Annotated in this window: 10 protein-coding genes, 1 tRNA gene and 1 pseudogene; 5 read left to right on the top strand and 7 right to left on the bottom strand. The window is 67.2% G+C overall.

Annotated features, from left to right (window positions below):
* Positions 1 to 26: 26 nt before the first annotated feature.
* The 4 genes and pseudogenes from recJ to DR_RS05800 all read right to left on the bottom strand — a co-directional run.
* Positions 27 to 1,835 (bottom strand): annotated as a pseudogene (gene recJ, locus DR_RS05815) (single-stranded-DNA-specific exonuclease RecJ); the annotation flags it as partial.
* On the bottom strand, positions 1,781 to 2,035 hold the full coding sequence (locus tag DR_RS17115) for a hypothetical protein (protein WP_338107140.1): 255 nt from the start codon (positions 2,033 to 2,035) through the stop codon (positions 1,781 to 1,783). The gene DR_RS17115 and the pseudogene recJ, both read right to left, overlap by 55 nt.
* Positions 2,032 to 2,379, bottom strand: a complete 348-nt coding sequence (locus tag DR_RS05810; RefSeq protein WP_010887768.1) for a hypothetical protein — start codon at positions 2,377 to 2,379, stop codon at positions 2,032 to 2,034. The genes DR_RS17115 and DR_RS05810 overlap by 4 nt, the downstream gene beginning before the upstream one ends.
* Before the next feature lie 224 nt (positions 2,380 to 2,603).
* The gene (locus tag DR_RS05800; RefSeq protein WP_010887767.1) at positions 2,604 to 3,875 is read right to left on the bottom strand and encodes an S-layer homology domain-containing protein; all 1,272 of its coding nucleotides are present in this window, start codon (positions 3,873 to 3,875) and stop codon (positions 2,604 to 2,606) included.
* 594 nt (positions 3,876 to 4,469) lie between these two features.
* Between DR_RS05800 and murA the strand changes: the two genes are divergently transcribed.
* Positions 4,470 to 5,750, top strand: a complete 1,281-nt coding sequence (gene murA, locus DR_RS05795) for a UDP-N-acetylglucosamine 1-carboxyvinyltransferase (protein WP_010887766.1) — start codon at positions 4,470 to 4,472, stop codon at positions 5,748 to 5,750.
* Positions 5,751 to 5,829: 79 nt separating this feature from the next.
* Here murA and DR_RS05790 read toward each other — a convergent pair whose 3' ends face one another.
* The 3 genes from DR_RS05790 to DR_RS05780 all read right to left on the bottom strand — a co-directional run bounded on the left by DR_RS05790 (position 5,830) and on the right by DR_RS05780 (position 8,544).
* Positions 5,830 to 6,948, bottom strand: a complete 1,119-nt coding sequence (locus DR_RS05790) for a prephenate dehydrogenase (protein ID WP_010887765.1) — start codon at positions 6,946 to 6,948, stop codon at positions 5,830 to 5,832.
* 70 nt (positions 6,949 to 7,018) lie between these two features.
* Entirely contained in the window at positions 7,019 to 7,399 is a 381-nt protein-coding gene (locus DR_RS05785) for a hypothetical protein (protein ID WP_010887764.1), read from the bottom strand.
* On the bottom strand, positions 7,399 to 8,544 hold the full coding sequence (locus DR_RS05780; RefSeq protein WP_034349597.1) for a butyrate kinase: 1,146 nt from the start codon (positions 8,542 to 8,544) through the stop codon (positions 7,399 to 7,401). The genes DR_RS05785 and DR_RS05780 overlap by 1 nt, the downstream gene beginning before the upstream one ends.
* Before the next feature lie 127 nt (positions 8,545 to 8,671).
* Here DR_RS05780 and DR_RS05775 point away from each other — a divergent pair.
* The 4 genes from DR_RS05775 to DR_RS05760 all read left to right on the top strand — a co-directional run bounded on the left by DR_RS05775 (position 8,672) and on the right by DR_RS05760 (position 13,178).
* A tRNA-Pro gene (locus tag DR_RS05775) sits at positions 8,672 to 8,748 on the top strand.
* Between the two features lie 89 nt (positions 8,749 to 8,837).
* Positions 8,838 to 9,566, top strand: a complete 729-nt coding sequence (locus tag DR_RS05770; protein ID WP_010887762.1) for a metallophosphoesterase — start codon at positions 8,838 to 8,840, stop codon at positions 9,564 to 9,566.
* Between the two features lie 121 nt (positions 9,567 to 9,687).
* Entirely contained in the window at positions 9,688 to 10,710 is a 1,023-nt protein-coding gene (locus DR_RS05765) for a PIN/TRAM domain-containing protein (RefSeq protein WP_010887761.1), read from the top strand.
* Positions 10,711 to 10,934: 224 nt separating this feature from the next.
* Complete coding sequence (locus tag DR_RS05760; protein ID WP_010887760.1) at positions 10,935 to 13,178, top strand: ATP-dependent Clp protease ATP-binding subunit; 2,244 nt, start codon at positions 10,935 to 10,937, stop codon at positions 13,176 to 13,178.
* Positions 13,179 to 13,196: the final 18 nt, after the last annotated feature.

Raw genomic sequence — 13,196 nt, 5'->3', positions numbered from 1 at the left:
GCGCTCCACCCCGCGTCGTTCAGCACGCGGTAATGGTGCGCCCACTGCCAGCTGCGGTAAGCGTCAGCGGCAGCTTCCTGCGCGGCCTCGGTGTGAGAGTCAGGCAACAGCTTCGCCAGCGTCAGGGCAGCGTCGAGCTCTGCGAGCGTCTTCGGTCCCAGCGCAAACGCCACCCGGCCTCCCTGCTCCTGCGCCTCATGCAGCCAGCGGCGCAGGGCCGACTCGGGGGGCAAACCGTACAGGATCAGGTCACCGCCGGGGTGCGGCGCGTTCGTGTCCAGCAGGGTGAGGCCCGGTACGTTGTCGCGCAGGTAGGTGGCGACGCCCTGCTCGGCGTAGGCCGCCGCGCCCGTTTTCAGGAAGGTCATCGCCTCACGGGGATTGAGCCGGGGCAGGGTGGGCAGCCCCTCCTCAGTTCCTGCCAGCGCGAGGGGAGCCAGCGGGCGCAGCGCCGCCGCGTGCAGTTCCAGGGAGGTCCGGCCCTTCCACTCGTTGAGGGCAAGTTCTGCCGCCACGTCACGTTCGCCCGCAGCGTCGTCGCGTTCGCTGTATTTCATGCCTTTGACGCCACCGAACCGGAATTGCAGCACGTCGCCCTGCTTGCCCACCAATCGGGTGTCAGTCAGCGGCCCGCGCAGGTGCCACAGCGGGCGCGGGTTGCCTTCGCCGAAGGGTTCCAGAATGCTCAGCTCGGACAGCAGCTCGGGGGTCAGGGCCGCCACAGGCAGCGGGGCATCTAGCCGCACTGCCGGGACCGGGGTCGGAAACTGCCGAACATACCCATGAATCCGCTCGCGCAGCGCGCCAAAATTCTGCGGGTCCAGCGAAAAGCCCGCCGCGCCGGGGTGCCCGCCGAAGCGCCCCAGGAGGTCGCGGCTTTCGCGGAGGCCCTGCACCGCACTGATGCCGGGGGTGGAGCGCACCGAGCCTTTGCCCTGCGCGACGATATACACGGGCCGGTTGAACGTCTCCACCAGCTTGCTCGCCACGATGCCCATCACGCCCGCATGCCAGTCGTCGTGGGTGAGCACCAGCGCCGGGTCGTTCGGGTCGGCGAGTTGCAGCGCCTGCGCGAACATATCGTCCTGAATCTTGCGCCTCTCCTGGTTGCGAATTTCCAGGTAGGCGGCCAGGCTCTTCGCTTCGTGGTCGCTGGGCGTGGTCAGCAGCTCCAGCGCCCGGTCCGCCTCCCCCATCCGCCCAGCCGCATTGATGCGCGGCGCGAGGATAAAGGCCACGTCACGCGCCGTAGGCTGCCGCACGCGCTTTTCGTTCATCAGGGCGCGCAGACCGGGCAACTCGGTGCGGGCCATTTCGGCCAGCCCGGCGCGGACCAGAGCACGGTTTTCACCCAGCAGCGGCGCCACGTCGGCCACCGTGCCCAGCGTCGCCAGCGGCAACAATGCACGCGGCTCGGGCCTCCCCAGTTCCTCGTACACCGCCCACAGCAGGTGATAGGCGACTCCGGCCCCGGTCAGATTGTGGCGGTCGGGGTCATAGTCCGGCGTCAGATGGGGGTGGACGACCAAACATTCGGGAAAGTTCTCGCCCGGCGCGTGGTGGTCGGTGACCACGACCTCAGTGCCCGTTGCCAGCAGCGACTTCACCTCGTCGAGGTTGGACACCCCACAGTCCACCGTGACCACCAGATCGGCAGCGGCGGCGTGCTCAGGCACCCGGTCAGGATGAATCCCGTAGCCCTCGTTCAATCGGTGGGGAATGAACCCGTGCACATTCGCCCCGATGGCGCGCAGGCCCAGCACCAGAGTCGCAGTCGCACTCACCCCGTCGGCGTCGTAGTCACCGTGAATACGGATGCGCTTTCCCTCGCGCACCGCTGCCACGATGTGCTGGCGGCCTCACGCAGCGCCGGGTTGGGCGTCAGTTCTAGGGGGAGAGCGAGCAGCTCCGTCCGCAGGTCACGTCCGCACAGCACCTGCGCCACTGGGGGCGACACCTGCCATTCGCGCATGGTCGCCAGCAGAGCGTCCCGACTCGCGGGCGGCGCCAGCAGCCAGTGGGCAGGCCGGCTCATTCGTTCCCCCCTACAGCCACCGTCTCCGTGGCACTCGGGGCCGAGGTCAGGGCCACCCGCGCCCCTAGCGTCTCGGTGAGGCGGCGCTCGAGCAGGTGACGCTCCCGGCGCTCGGTCCGCCGCTGTAAGGCACCGCGCACCACGGGCGGCAGCAACAGCAGCAGCACATAGCCGCCGCCCAGCACAGCGAACAGCGATACTGCCCAGCCGGTCGAGAGCAGCACTTCACCCCGTCCCAGCGGGAGCGGGAGCCGCACAATGCCAGGATTTTCCAGCCCCACCAGCAGCAGGTAGGCGAGCAGCGCCAGCAGAAGAAGCACTTGGACAAACGGCATGACGCGCATTCGGTCAGTCTAGAGCATTTGCCAAAAAGATGGCATAGCTTTTTGGCGAGCGAAGCGAGTACAAAACACTCAGCAGGACGGAGAATGGAGCGGGTGGCGGCGTTGTTCCGACGCACGCGTAATTCGGAGAACTGCACTAACGCAAGCCCGCTGAACAACCGGAGCGAAAGCCCAAAACAGCAAAAACCCCCTCACGGGGAGGGGGTCTCAAAGCTCGGCGGAGCTTAGAAGAAGAACTTCAGGCCGGCCTTGCCGCCGAGGTTAAAGCCCTTCTGGTTGGCGTTGTAGCTGCTGCTGGCGGTGTTCAGACCGGTGCCCACACCCTTGTTGCTCAGGTAGTAGCGGCCGTTGCCTTCCACGAACACAGCGACGCTGTTGTTCACGCGGTACTCGACACCGACCAGGCCCAGCGCGTAGGGATCGGTCGCGCTGCCGGTGGTGGCGCCGTAACCGGCGTTGGTCTGACCCGCAGCGATACGGGCACGGCTGTTGGTGATGCCCAGACCGGCGCCAGCGTACACGCCGAAGTTCTCGGCCACGTCGAAGCTGCCAGTGGCGGCCACGTCAGCGCTCACGCCGTTCCAGCCGGGCTGGTAGACAGCGGCCACGCGGGCGCCCACGGGCCCGAAGACGCTCTTGGCGCCGACAACGCCGCCGATGTTGACGCAGTAGTCCACGGCCTTGCCGGCGTTGTTCTTGCCAACCTTGGTCACGCAGGGCTGGCTGCTGTCACCCTGCTTGGCGCCGACGGTCACGCCCGCGTACAGGTTGCTCGCGGTGGTGTCGGTGGTGGTCGGCACGTTGCCGATCACGACAGTGGTGCTGCCGGTGTTGGTCACGGGCGCATCGGTCGTGGTGGTGTTGGTGGTCGTCGTGGTGGTGTCGGTGGTGGTCACCGTGCCGGCAGGACCCTGAGGACCAGCAGGACCCTGGGGGCCGACGGGGCCCTGAGGACCGACGGGACCCTGGGGACCAGCGGGGATGTTGCGCACGGCGGCTTCCAGCGCGTCGATACGGGCGGTGAGAGCAGTCACGTCCTGGTTGGCGGTGCCGCTGGCCATGCCGTTGATGCGCTCTTCGAGGGCCGCGAGGCGAGCGGTCTGGTCGGCGGTCACGCGCTCCAGATCACCCACGCGGGTGGCGATGGCGGCCAGTTCGGTGCTGACTTCCTGCATGCCGTTCATCACGACGGTCATGTCGCCCTGGCTCAGGCCGCAGGTGGACAGCGCGTTGGTGCTGAGCATGCGGTAGAAAATCAGGGCAGCCTGATAACGGGTCAGGTTCTCGTTCCCACGGAAGGTGCCGTCGGGGAAGCCCTGGATCAGGCCGCACTGGGTGATGCGGTCAACGGCGTCCTTGGCCCAGTGGCCGGCAGGAACGTCGGTGAACTGCGTCACTTGAGTGGCAGCGGTGGTGGTCACGGGGGCCGCAGTCTGAGCGCTGGCAGCACCCAGGCCCAGAGCCAGGATGGAAGAAATCACGAGGGTCTTTCGCATGGGGTTCTCCTTAAGCGGCTGAAAAAGGCAAGAGAAGTTCTGAACCTCTATCAGCTCCTTTCACTACGGTAGACAGCCTCCATGAGCATTCTGTGAAAATTGTCTTTTCCGTGAGTATTCACTGGAGGAGGGCTCGTCAGAAAAGAGCAGTTAGAACACATCATGTGGTTTTAATGATGAATATAGACTTTCTTATGTGAAGCGTTTTCTCCCATCAGAGCCTGCCCAATCCACCATCTCATGAGATAGAAGACGACAATCTTATTTTCTAGTCTCATGAGGATTTTAATGTGAGGCTCTTCGCCAGCGTTTCTAGACCAGACGGAGACAAGACGACAGGCCCCTGTTTTCTCTGACACTCACCGAGACCTGACCAGTTGACCGTTTCCTTTAACAGGTACACAGCGTGCAGGACGCTAGACACACCTTGAGTAGCATGTGTAAGATGCACTCGCCTAGCGTTCCACTCCTCACGCCGGCTGCAGCAGAGGCGTACGGAACGTCAGACCAGATTGTCCACATGTCTTTACGTCTTCTCCGGCCAGCGCACGACCCAGACCTCGCCCGCGCGCCGCGTTTTCAAAGGAATGCCCCATGCAACTGACTCCGCTCCATGTCACGGGAGGCCGCCAACTGGGCGGCGAAATCGCTGTTCAGCACAGCAAGAACGCGGCACTGCCCATCATTGTCGCCACCTTGCTCTCCAGTGAGCCGATCACGCTGCACGGCATTCCCCGGCTCTCGGACGTGTACACGATTCTGGAGCTGATGCATCACCTCGGTACCCGGCACGCCTGGGTGGGGCCCAACAGCCTGACGCTGCATACGCCGGAAATTGAGAACACCGACGCGCCCTACGCCCTGGTCAGCAAGATGCGGGCGAGCTTTATCGTGCTGGGCGCCATCTTGGCGCGGGCGGGCACGGCCACCGTGAGCATGCCGGGCGGCTGCGCCTGGGGACCGCGCCCGGTGGACCAACACGTCAAAGCGCTGCGGGCACTGGGGGCCGAGGTCATCGAAGACGGCGGCAACTTCTTCGCGCACCGCGAGGGCAGCCTGAACGGCAGCTTCGTCTTCGAACTGCTGACGGTGGGCGGTACCCACAACGCGATTCTGGCGGCGGCGCTGGGTGAAGGAACGGTGACGCTGGAAAACGCGTCCATTGACACTGACGTGGTGGACGTCATCGAATTCCTGAACGCGCTGGGCGCCCGCATCGAAGGGGCCGGCACCAATACGATCACCATTCATGGCGTGAAGGAACTGCACGGCGGCGAATACACCGTGATTCCTGACCGCATCGAAGCGGGCACCTTCATGATGCTGGCGGCGGCGACCCGCTCGCGGCTCACGCTGACCAACGTGCGCCCCGATCACCTGCGCGCCGTGACAAGCAAGCTCGCTGAAATGGGCGTGGACATTCAGGAAGACGGTAACCGCATGGTGGTAGACGCCCGTGGCCGCGACCTCAAGCCGGTCAACGTGACTACTCAGAGCTATCCCGGCTTTCCCACCGACCTGCAACCGCAGATGAGTGCGCTGCTCGCCACCGTACCCGGCACCAGCGTGATTCAGGACCCGGTCTACCCTGACCGCCTGACCCACGTGGCCGAGCTGCACCGCATGGGCGCCACCATCACCGTGAGTGGGTACACCCAGGTCATTCAGGGTGGCACCCTGCATGCCGCCCCTGTCAAGGCCGCCGACCTGCGCGCGGGCGCAGCGCTGTTTATCGCCGGGCTGACCTGCGAAGGCGAAACGGTCATCGACGGCGTGCAGTACCTCAATCGGGGCTACGAGCGCCTCGCCGAGCGCCTGCGCGGCATCGGCGGTGAAGTCATGCAGCCCGAGCCGATGCTGGCCGCTGACGACTGAGCACAGCAAGAAGGGAGAGGGGCCGCACAACCTGTGTCGTGTGCGGCCCCTCTCCCCTTTTATTGGCCCCTCTGGCAGGTCAAGCCGTTCCCGCGCCCCGGCCCCGCACCTCGAAGCCGGCCTCGCGCAGGATGACGGCGGCACGGGCAGCATCCTCGGGAGATTCGAGGCCAAGGCGCAGCGAACCGCCGTCCTCGCGGATCGCCAGCACTTCAATGTCTTTGATGTTGACCCGCTCGGCGCCGAGCGCCTGGGTCACAGCGCGGATCTGGTTGGGTCGGTCGGGCAGGGCGACCACCAGATCGTGACGCAGCGGGAGCAGGCTGCGGCGCACCACGGGCAGACTGTCGCGAGTGCGCTTGCCTTCGCGGGCGGCGGCAAGGAGTTCTTCGGGGTCGTCGAGGTCGGCTTCGAGACGCTCAAGCTGGGTGCGGAAGCGGCCCAGGGCGTCGCGCAGGGCGGCCCGGTTTTCGACCACCATGTCACGGCTCATGAGCGGGTCTCCGCTCGCCACCCGCGTCAGGTCTCGGAAGCCCCCGGCGGCGAGCAGGCTCAGGCGCTCGTCGCGGGCCACCATGTGGGTCAGCGCGAGGCTGGCGAGGTAAGGCAGATGGCTGATGGTGGCGACCAGTTGGTCATGCGCCTCGGGCGGCATCACGACGGGCGCGGCGCCTAGCGCCTCCACCAGCGAACGCACGCGGGTCAGGGCGGTCAGCGGGGTAAATTCGGTCGGCGTCATCACCCAGACGGCGTTTTCCAGCAGCGCGGCGCGGGCGTGGGTGACGCCGCCGCGCTCGCTGCCCGCCATCGGATGTCCGGGGACAAAATGCCGGACCCCAAGCGCCTGCAACTCGGCGGCGATGCCCGACTTGACGCTGCCGACATCGGTGACGAGCGCCGCCGGGTCGAGGAAAGGCGCCAGTTCGGCGGCGAGCGGGGCCAGCGAGCGCATCGGGGCCGCCAGCACCACGAGATCGGCCTCGCGCAACCACTCGCCAGGGCGTGAACGCACCTCGTCCACCACGCCCAGAGCTTCGGCTTCACGCAGGGCGTCGGGGTTGAGATCCAAACCGACAATGCGGCGCGCCAGCCCACGCTCGCGCAGACCCAACGCCATGCTGCCCCCGATCAGTCCCACTCCGGCCACCACGACCCGTTCGAAGAGGACGGCGGGCGGCTGCGGCGTGGGGTCAGTCATGGCGTGGAGGCTAACACGCTCCTGCACTGCCAGAATCCGGGCTGTCCGGTCAAGCTTGCCGGGCCAGCACTCAGCGCAGGCGGTCGCGCACGGCGGCCAGCGTCTCCTCGAATTCGTCCTGAAAAGTGTCTTCGAGGTCGGTGTCGCGGATCAACTCGTCTTGCAGTGTGGTGAGCTGCTCGCGCGCCCAGCGCACCCGGGCGTTGCGGGCTGAGAACACGTTGCCCTTGCCCGCCACGAAACGCGCCGCGTGGCGCACGGCCTGCGCGGGGTCGTCGGTGGGGGCCACTACGCTGAGGTGCCGCAGGTCGCCGCCCCGGTCGTTGACGAGCGAGCAAATGACTTCGATGCGCTGCCCGCGCCGCGCCAGAAACACCTGATCCACCCGCCACATGCTCGTCGCCCGAATCGGCTCGTGCTCAGTGTGGTGGCGGCCAGTGCGGCGGGCCATCAGACTTCCTCCACCGTTTCGACCTGCACCAGCGGCGCGGCGGGGCGTAGGGTGACGCCTTCCGGGGTCCACTCGCGCACCCCTTCGAGGCCGAGCAGCACCCGGCCCGCGCCCTCAGCGAGCGCTTCGAGTTCGAGTTCACCCGGCAGCACGATGAAAGGCGCGACCCAGGCGAGGCGACGCTCGATGCGGTCCACCACCGCGTCCCAGCGGGCGATGCCGCCGGTCAGCGCCACCGCGTCCGGGCGCCCCGGCAGCGCCGCCGTCTGCTCCCCGATGGCCTTGCACACCTGATGCACGAACGCGGCGATGGCGGTCTGCACTACGCTGTCCTCACCCTGTTCCTGACGGCGCTCGATTTCGCTGAGGTCCGCCGTTCCGGTCAGGGCAAAAAAGCCGCTGCCGCGCGTGAGCAGGCGCAGCAGCTCGGACTCGCTCTGGGTCTGGAGCAGCCGAATCACGGCGCGGGTGGGCAGTGGACCGCTCTGGCGGGCACCCATCGGGCCACCGTCGGGAGCCGTACCCGTAGTGTCGATGGCGCGGCCCTGGTCGAAGGCCGTGACGCTGGTGGTCACCCCGAGGTGTGCGACCACCACGCGGGCTTCCCGGAACTGCTTGCCGACCTCGTAGGCGGCGCGGCGGGCCACGGCGCGGGCGTTGAGGGCGTGGAAGCGGGCCTCGCGGCGCACGCCGGGCACCCCGGTCATGTGGGCCTCGGGCAGCAGTTCGTCCACGCTCTGCGGGTCCACGATGTAGGCGGGCACCCCACGCGCCTGCGCCACCCGCAGCGCCAGCGGCGCGCCTATGCCCGGATTGGGGTCGTCGGCAGGCTGTGAGCCGGAGACATTTTCAAGGACGTAGCGGGCGAGTTCCGGGGTGACGTGGTACGTCCCGGCAGGCACCCGGCCCATCAGGCCGCCGCGTCCCACCACCGCGTCGGGGGCGGGCCACGCGGCAGTCTGCTCCAGAATGCGCTCGGCCAGGGCGTCCAGACCGAGTTCGTCGGGCGCCGCCTCCAGCGGGAGTTCCTCACGGGTCAGGCTCACCTGCAAGTGGCTGGGGAAGGCCGGGTTTTGCCCCGGCTCAATCACTGCACACGCGAGCTTGACGCCGCTGATCCCCGGATTGATGACGTGCGCGATCATAGACATGCCAGCGTAGTGCAGCTCCGGACAAATTGCCATGCCCGCCGCACCGCACCTTGACAGCCCCCAAAACCCGCGCGTACACTACCCCCTGCCTCTGTTGCAGAGGCGAAGTTTGTGGTCGAGACGGGGCGTAGCGCAGCCTGGTAGCGCACGTCGTTCGGGACGACGGGGTCGGAGGTTCGAATCCTCTCGCCCCGACCACAGCGTCAAATCTCCCCCCGGCAACGGGCGGGAGGTTTTCTTTATGCTCCGCTCTCCCGCGCGGCGCCGTCCTCTGTATCCTGAAAGTCATGCGCGTGTTTGCCATTGCCGACCTGCACCTGTCCACGGCACAGCCCAAGCCGATGACGGTGTTCGGGCCGGGCTGGGCCGGGCACCCGGAGGCGATCTGGGAGCACTGGCGAGGGCTGGTGCGCCCGGAAGACGTGGTGCTGCTCCCCGGCGACCTGTCGTGGGCGATGCGGCTGCCCGAGGCACTCACCGACCTGCGGCTGCTGAGCGACCTCCCCGGCACCAAGGTGCTGCTGCGCGGCAACCACGACTACTGGTGGCCCACCGCCAGCCGGCTGCGTGCGGCCCTGCCCCCCGATCAGCTCGCGGTGGTCAACGACGCCGTGCGGCTCGGCAACGTGGTCATTGGCGGTTCGCGCGGCTGGCTGACCCCTGGCTACGAGCCGCTGAGTGCCGAAGACGAACGGCTGCTGACCCGCGAAGCCGAGCGCCTGCGCCTGAGCGTGGGGGCCGCCGAGCGGTTGCGGCAACCGGGCGACCATTTCATCCTAATGCTGCACTACCCTCCCGCCTCGCCGCCGTACCCGGCGAATCCGCTGATGAAGGTCGTGACCGAAGCTCGGCCCGACGTGGTGGTGTACGGCCACCTGCACGGCGTGCCCCCCGAACGGGCGATGAGCTACGTGGGCGGCATTCCGGCCCACCTCGTCGCTGCCGACGGCCTGCGCTTCCGGCCGCGGCTGCTGCTCGACACCGGGGAAGCGGCCCCCCCGACCTTCCAGCCCTGACACCCCGGCCCTGACACCCCGGCAGTGACAACGCGGCGACCGGTCCTGGGACGGCGGCGGGGCGGCTTGCGGCAGGGATGATCCTGACGGCTGATCAAGCAGCGGGTACACTGGCAAACGCATGATGTTCTTTCGTCTCGCCCTGATGGCGCTGGGGTTGGTGCTGGGATACAGCGGCGGGCAGATCCTGGCGCTCAGCGGTCCGCCCGAAACCGCCGCCATCAACACCGTCAGCCTGATGCTGGCGGGCGCCCTGTCGGCGCTGCTCCTCGCGCCGCGCGCCGAGAAATTCGCGCTGCGCTGGGCCGAGCGCTTCCGGACGTGGTACGAGCGGCTCGCGCCGACCACGGTGGCGGCGGCGACTTTCGGGTTGATCGTGGCGCTGCTGCTCAGCGTGCTGCTGACCAGTCTGCTGCGCGGCCTGCCGTTTTACTCGTGGCTGCTGAGCGTGGCCGTAACTGCCATCCTGGCTGCCTTTTTCATGACCTACGCGGTCCGCAACGCCGACGCGTTCGGGGCGCTGTCGTTCGCGCAGGTGCGGCGCAAGCCCGGCGGCAAAATTCTGGATTCCAACGTGATTATCGACGGGCGCATCGTGGCGCTCGCGCAGACGGGGTTTCTCGACGGGGATCTGATCGTGCCGGCCTTTATCCTGCGCGAGTTGCAGACGCTGTCGGACAATGCCGACGCCAACAAGCGCACGCGCGGCAAACGCGGCCTGAGCGTCCTTGAAGAACTGCGCGAGCTGCGGCCCCTGCGGATCGAGGACTGGGACGACCCCCACCTGCCCACCACCGACGACAAACTGATTCGGCTCGCCCGCGAAACGGGGGCCAAGCTGCTCACCAACGACACCAACCTCGCCAAGGTCGCCAAGCTGCACGGGCTCGATATCCTCAGCATCCACGAGGCGGCAGTGGCGCTGCGCCCCCAACTTCAGGCGGGCGACACCCTGACCGTCACCATCAGTAAGGGCGGGCAGCAGCAGGGGCAGGGCGTGGGCTACCTCGAAGACGGCACCATGGTGGTCGTCGAGGAAGGCCTGAAACTGCGTGGCAAGCCCGCCCACGTGGTCGTCGTCAACAACGTGCAGACCAACGTGGGCCGCATGATCTTCGCCAAGCTCGACCGCGAGCAGCCCTGAGCCTAGTCTTCATCCCCCTTTTGCCCACGCCCAGATGGTGAGCTGTCAACCTGCCCGCCTGCGGGGTGGGCGCTATGCTGCACGGGCCTGTTCCCTGCCTGAGCCGTGCCCAGGGGTACCTGGCAGAGGAAAAAAGCGCGGGCCCGCAAGGCACCACGCCGCAGAGCCCCAGAGTTTGACCCCAGAGCTTAACCAGAGACACCCCAAGGGAGGAGCAACGCCCTATGACCAACCGATTCGATGACCGCGCCCGGCTCGTCTTTCACTACGCCCGTGAAGAGGGCAACCGTCTGGGCCACGCGATGGTCGGGCCCGAACATCTGCTGCTGGGCCTGATGCGCGAGGGAGGAAGCGCCGCGCAGATTCTGGGCGAGTTCGGGGCCACCCTCGACTCGCTGCGCCGCAAGGTCGAGGACATCATTGGCCGCGGCGAGGGCAGCCGCCTCAACGACGCCCCGAGCATCACGCCCCGCGCCCGCCGGGTGATGGAGCTTTCGGGCGCCGAGGCCCGCGCCCTGGGCTCGCAGACCACCTCCACCCAGCACATCCTGCTCGGCATTATTCGGGAGGGCGACGGGGTGGCGTTCCGCATCCTGCAAGACCTCACCAAGGATGTCGAGACGATTCGCTGGCGCATCCTGGCCGAGGACAGCGGTGAGGGCGGCAAGGCGGCCAAGCCGGTGCCCACGCCTTTTCTCGACGAGTACGGGCGCGACCTGACGAAGTGGGCCCGCGAGGGCAAACTCGACCCGGTGATTGGCCGCTCGGAGGAAATCCGGCGCGTGACCCAGATCCTGACCCGGCGCACCAAGAACAACCCGGTGCTGATCGGCGACCCCGGCGTGGGCAAGACCGCAATTGTGGAAGGACTGGCACTCGCCATTCACGAGCAGCGCACGCCGCCCTCGCTGCATGGGGTGCGGCTCATCAGCCTGGACCTCAGCGGCGTGGTCGCGGGCACCAAGTACCGCGGTGAATTCGAAGAGCGCCTGCGCCAGATTATCGAGGAACTGCGGACCGCTAAAGTCATGGCCTTCATCGACGAGCTGCACACCCTGGTCGGGGCGGGCGGCGCGGAAGGCACCCTCGACGCAGCCAACATCCTCAAGCCGGCGCTCTCACGCGGCGAAATTCAGGTGATCGGCGCGACTACTACCGGCGAATATCACCGCTACATCGAGAAGGACGCCGCCCTCGAACGGCGCTTCCAGCCGGTGATCGTGCTGGAACCCAGCCCCGCCGAGACACTGCAAATCCTGCGTGGCCTCAAGCCCAAGTACGAGGAGCACCACGGCGTGCAGATTCCCGACTCGGCGCTCGAACTCGCCGTGCGCATCGGCGAGCGCAGCCTGCCGGGGCGCAACTTCCCCGACAAGGCCATCGACCTGATCGACGAAGCTGCCAGCCGGGTGCGCCTGAACATGAGCGTGGGCCTGCCGGTCGCCGAAAACGAAAGCGGCGAGCCGATGGTCACCCGCGAAGACATGGAAAGCGTCATCAACTCGATGGGCGGTATCTACTCCGAGGAAACCGGGGCGGCGCTCATCGACCTCGAAGAGCAGCTCAACGACCAGGTGTACGGCCAGCCCGACGCGGTCAAGGCCCTGACGAGCGCCATGCGCCGCGCCCGGGTAGGCCTCGGCGGACGCACCCGCGTGTCGGCCTCCTTCCTGTTCGTGGGGCCGAGCGGCGTAGGCAAGACGCACCTCGCCAAGGCGCTCGCCCGCACGCTGTTCGGCAGTGAACGGGCACTGATCCGGGTGGACATGTCCGAGTTTCAGGAAGGGCACTCCATCTCCAAGCTCATCGGGTCGCCTCCCGGCTACGTGGGCTTCGAGCAGGGCGGACGCCTGACCGAAGCCGTGCGCCGCCAGCCCTTCAGCGTGATTTTGCTCGACGAAATCGAGAAGGCGCACCCCGACATCTACAACACCTTCTTGCAGGTGCTCGACGACGGGCGCCTTACCGATGGGCAGGGCCGCACGGTGGATTTCCGCCGCACCGTCATCATCATGACGAGCAACACCGGCTTCAACGTCAATCCGACGGTGGGCTTCTCCCCCGTCACGCCCGACTCCAACGCGCCGCTGCGCAACATCTTTACCCCCGAGTTTCTGGACCGCCTCGACGACGTGATTCGCTTCAAGTCGCTCGGCGAGGACGAACTGGTGCGGGTGGCGCAGCAACTGCTCGGCGAAATGCGCGAGGAACTCGCCAGCCGCGAGCTGAACGTGACCTTCGACCCGGCGATTGCCGCCTGGGTGGTCGGCAAGCTCAAGGCCCGCTCGCCCAAGCACGCGGTGGGCAGCTCGCGGCAGCTGCGTACTCTGCTGCGTGAGGAACTCGAAGACCCGCTGGCGCTCTACCTCATCGGCTCCGACGCCCGTGACTTACGGGTGGTGCTCGGCGAAAACAGCATCGACTTCGAGCAGGTCGAGCGCTCGGCGCCGCCGCAGATTCTGGCCTGAGCCTCATCCCTACCGTTC

The sequence above is a fragment of the Deinococcus radiodurans R1 = ATCC 13939 = DSM 20539 genome, assembly GCF_000008565.1.
Classification (GTDB): Bacteria; Deinococcota; Deinococci; order Deinococcales; family Deinococcaceae; genus Deinococcus; species Deinococcus radiodurans.
The sequence above is the reverse complement of the archived record's forward strand: the minus strand, read 5'-3'. Positions and strand labels throughout refer to the sequence as shown.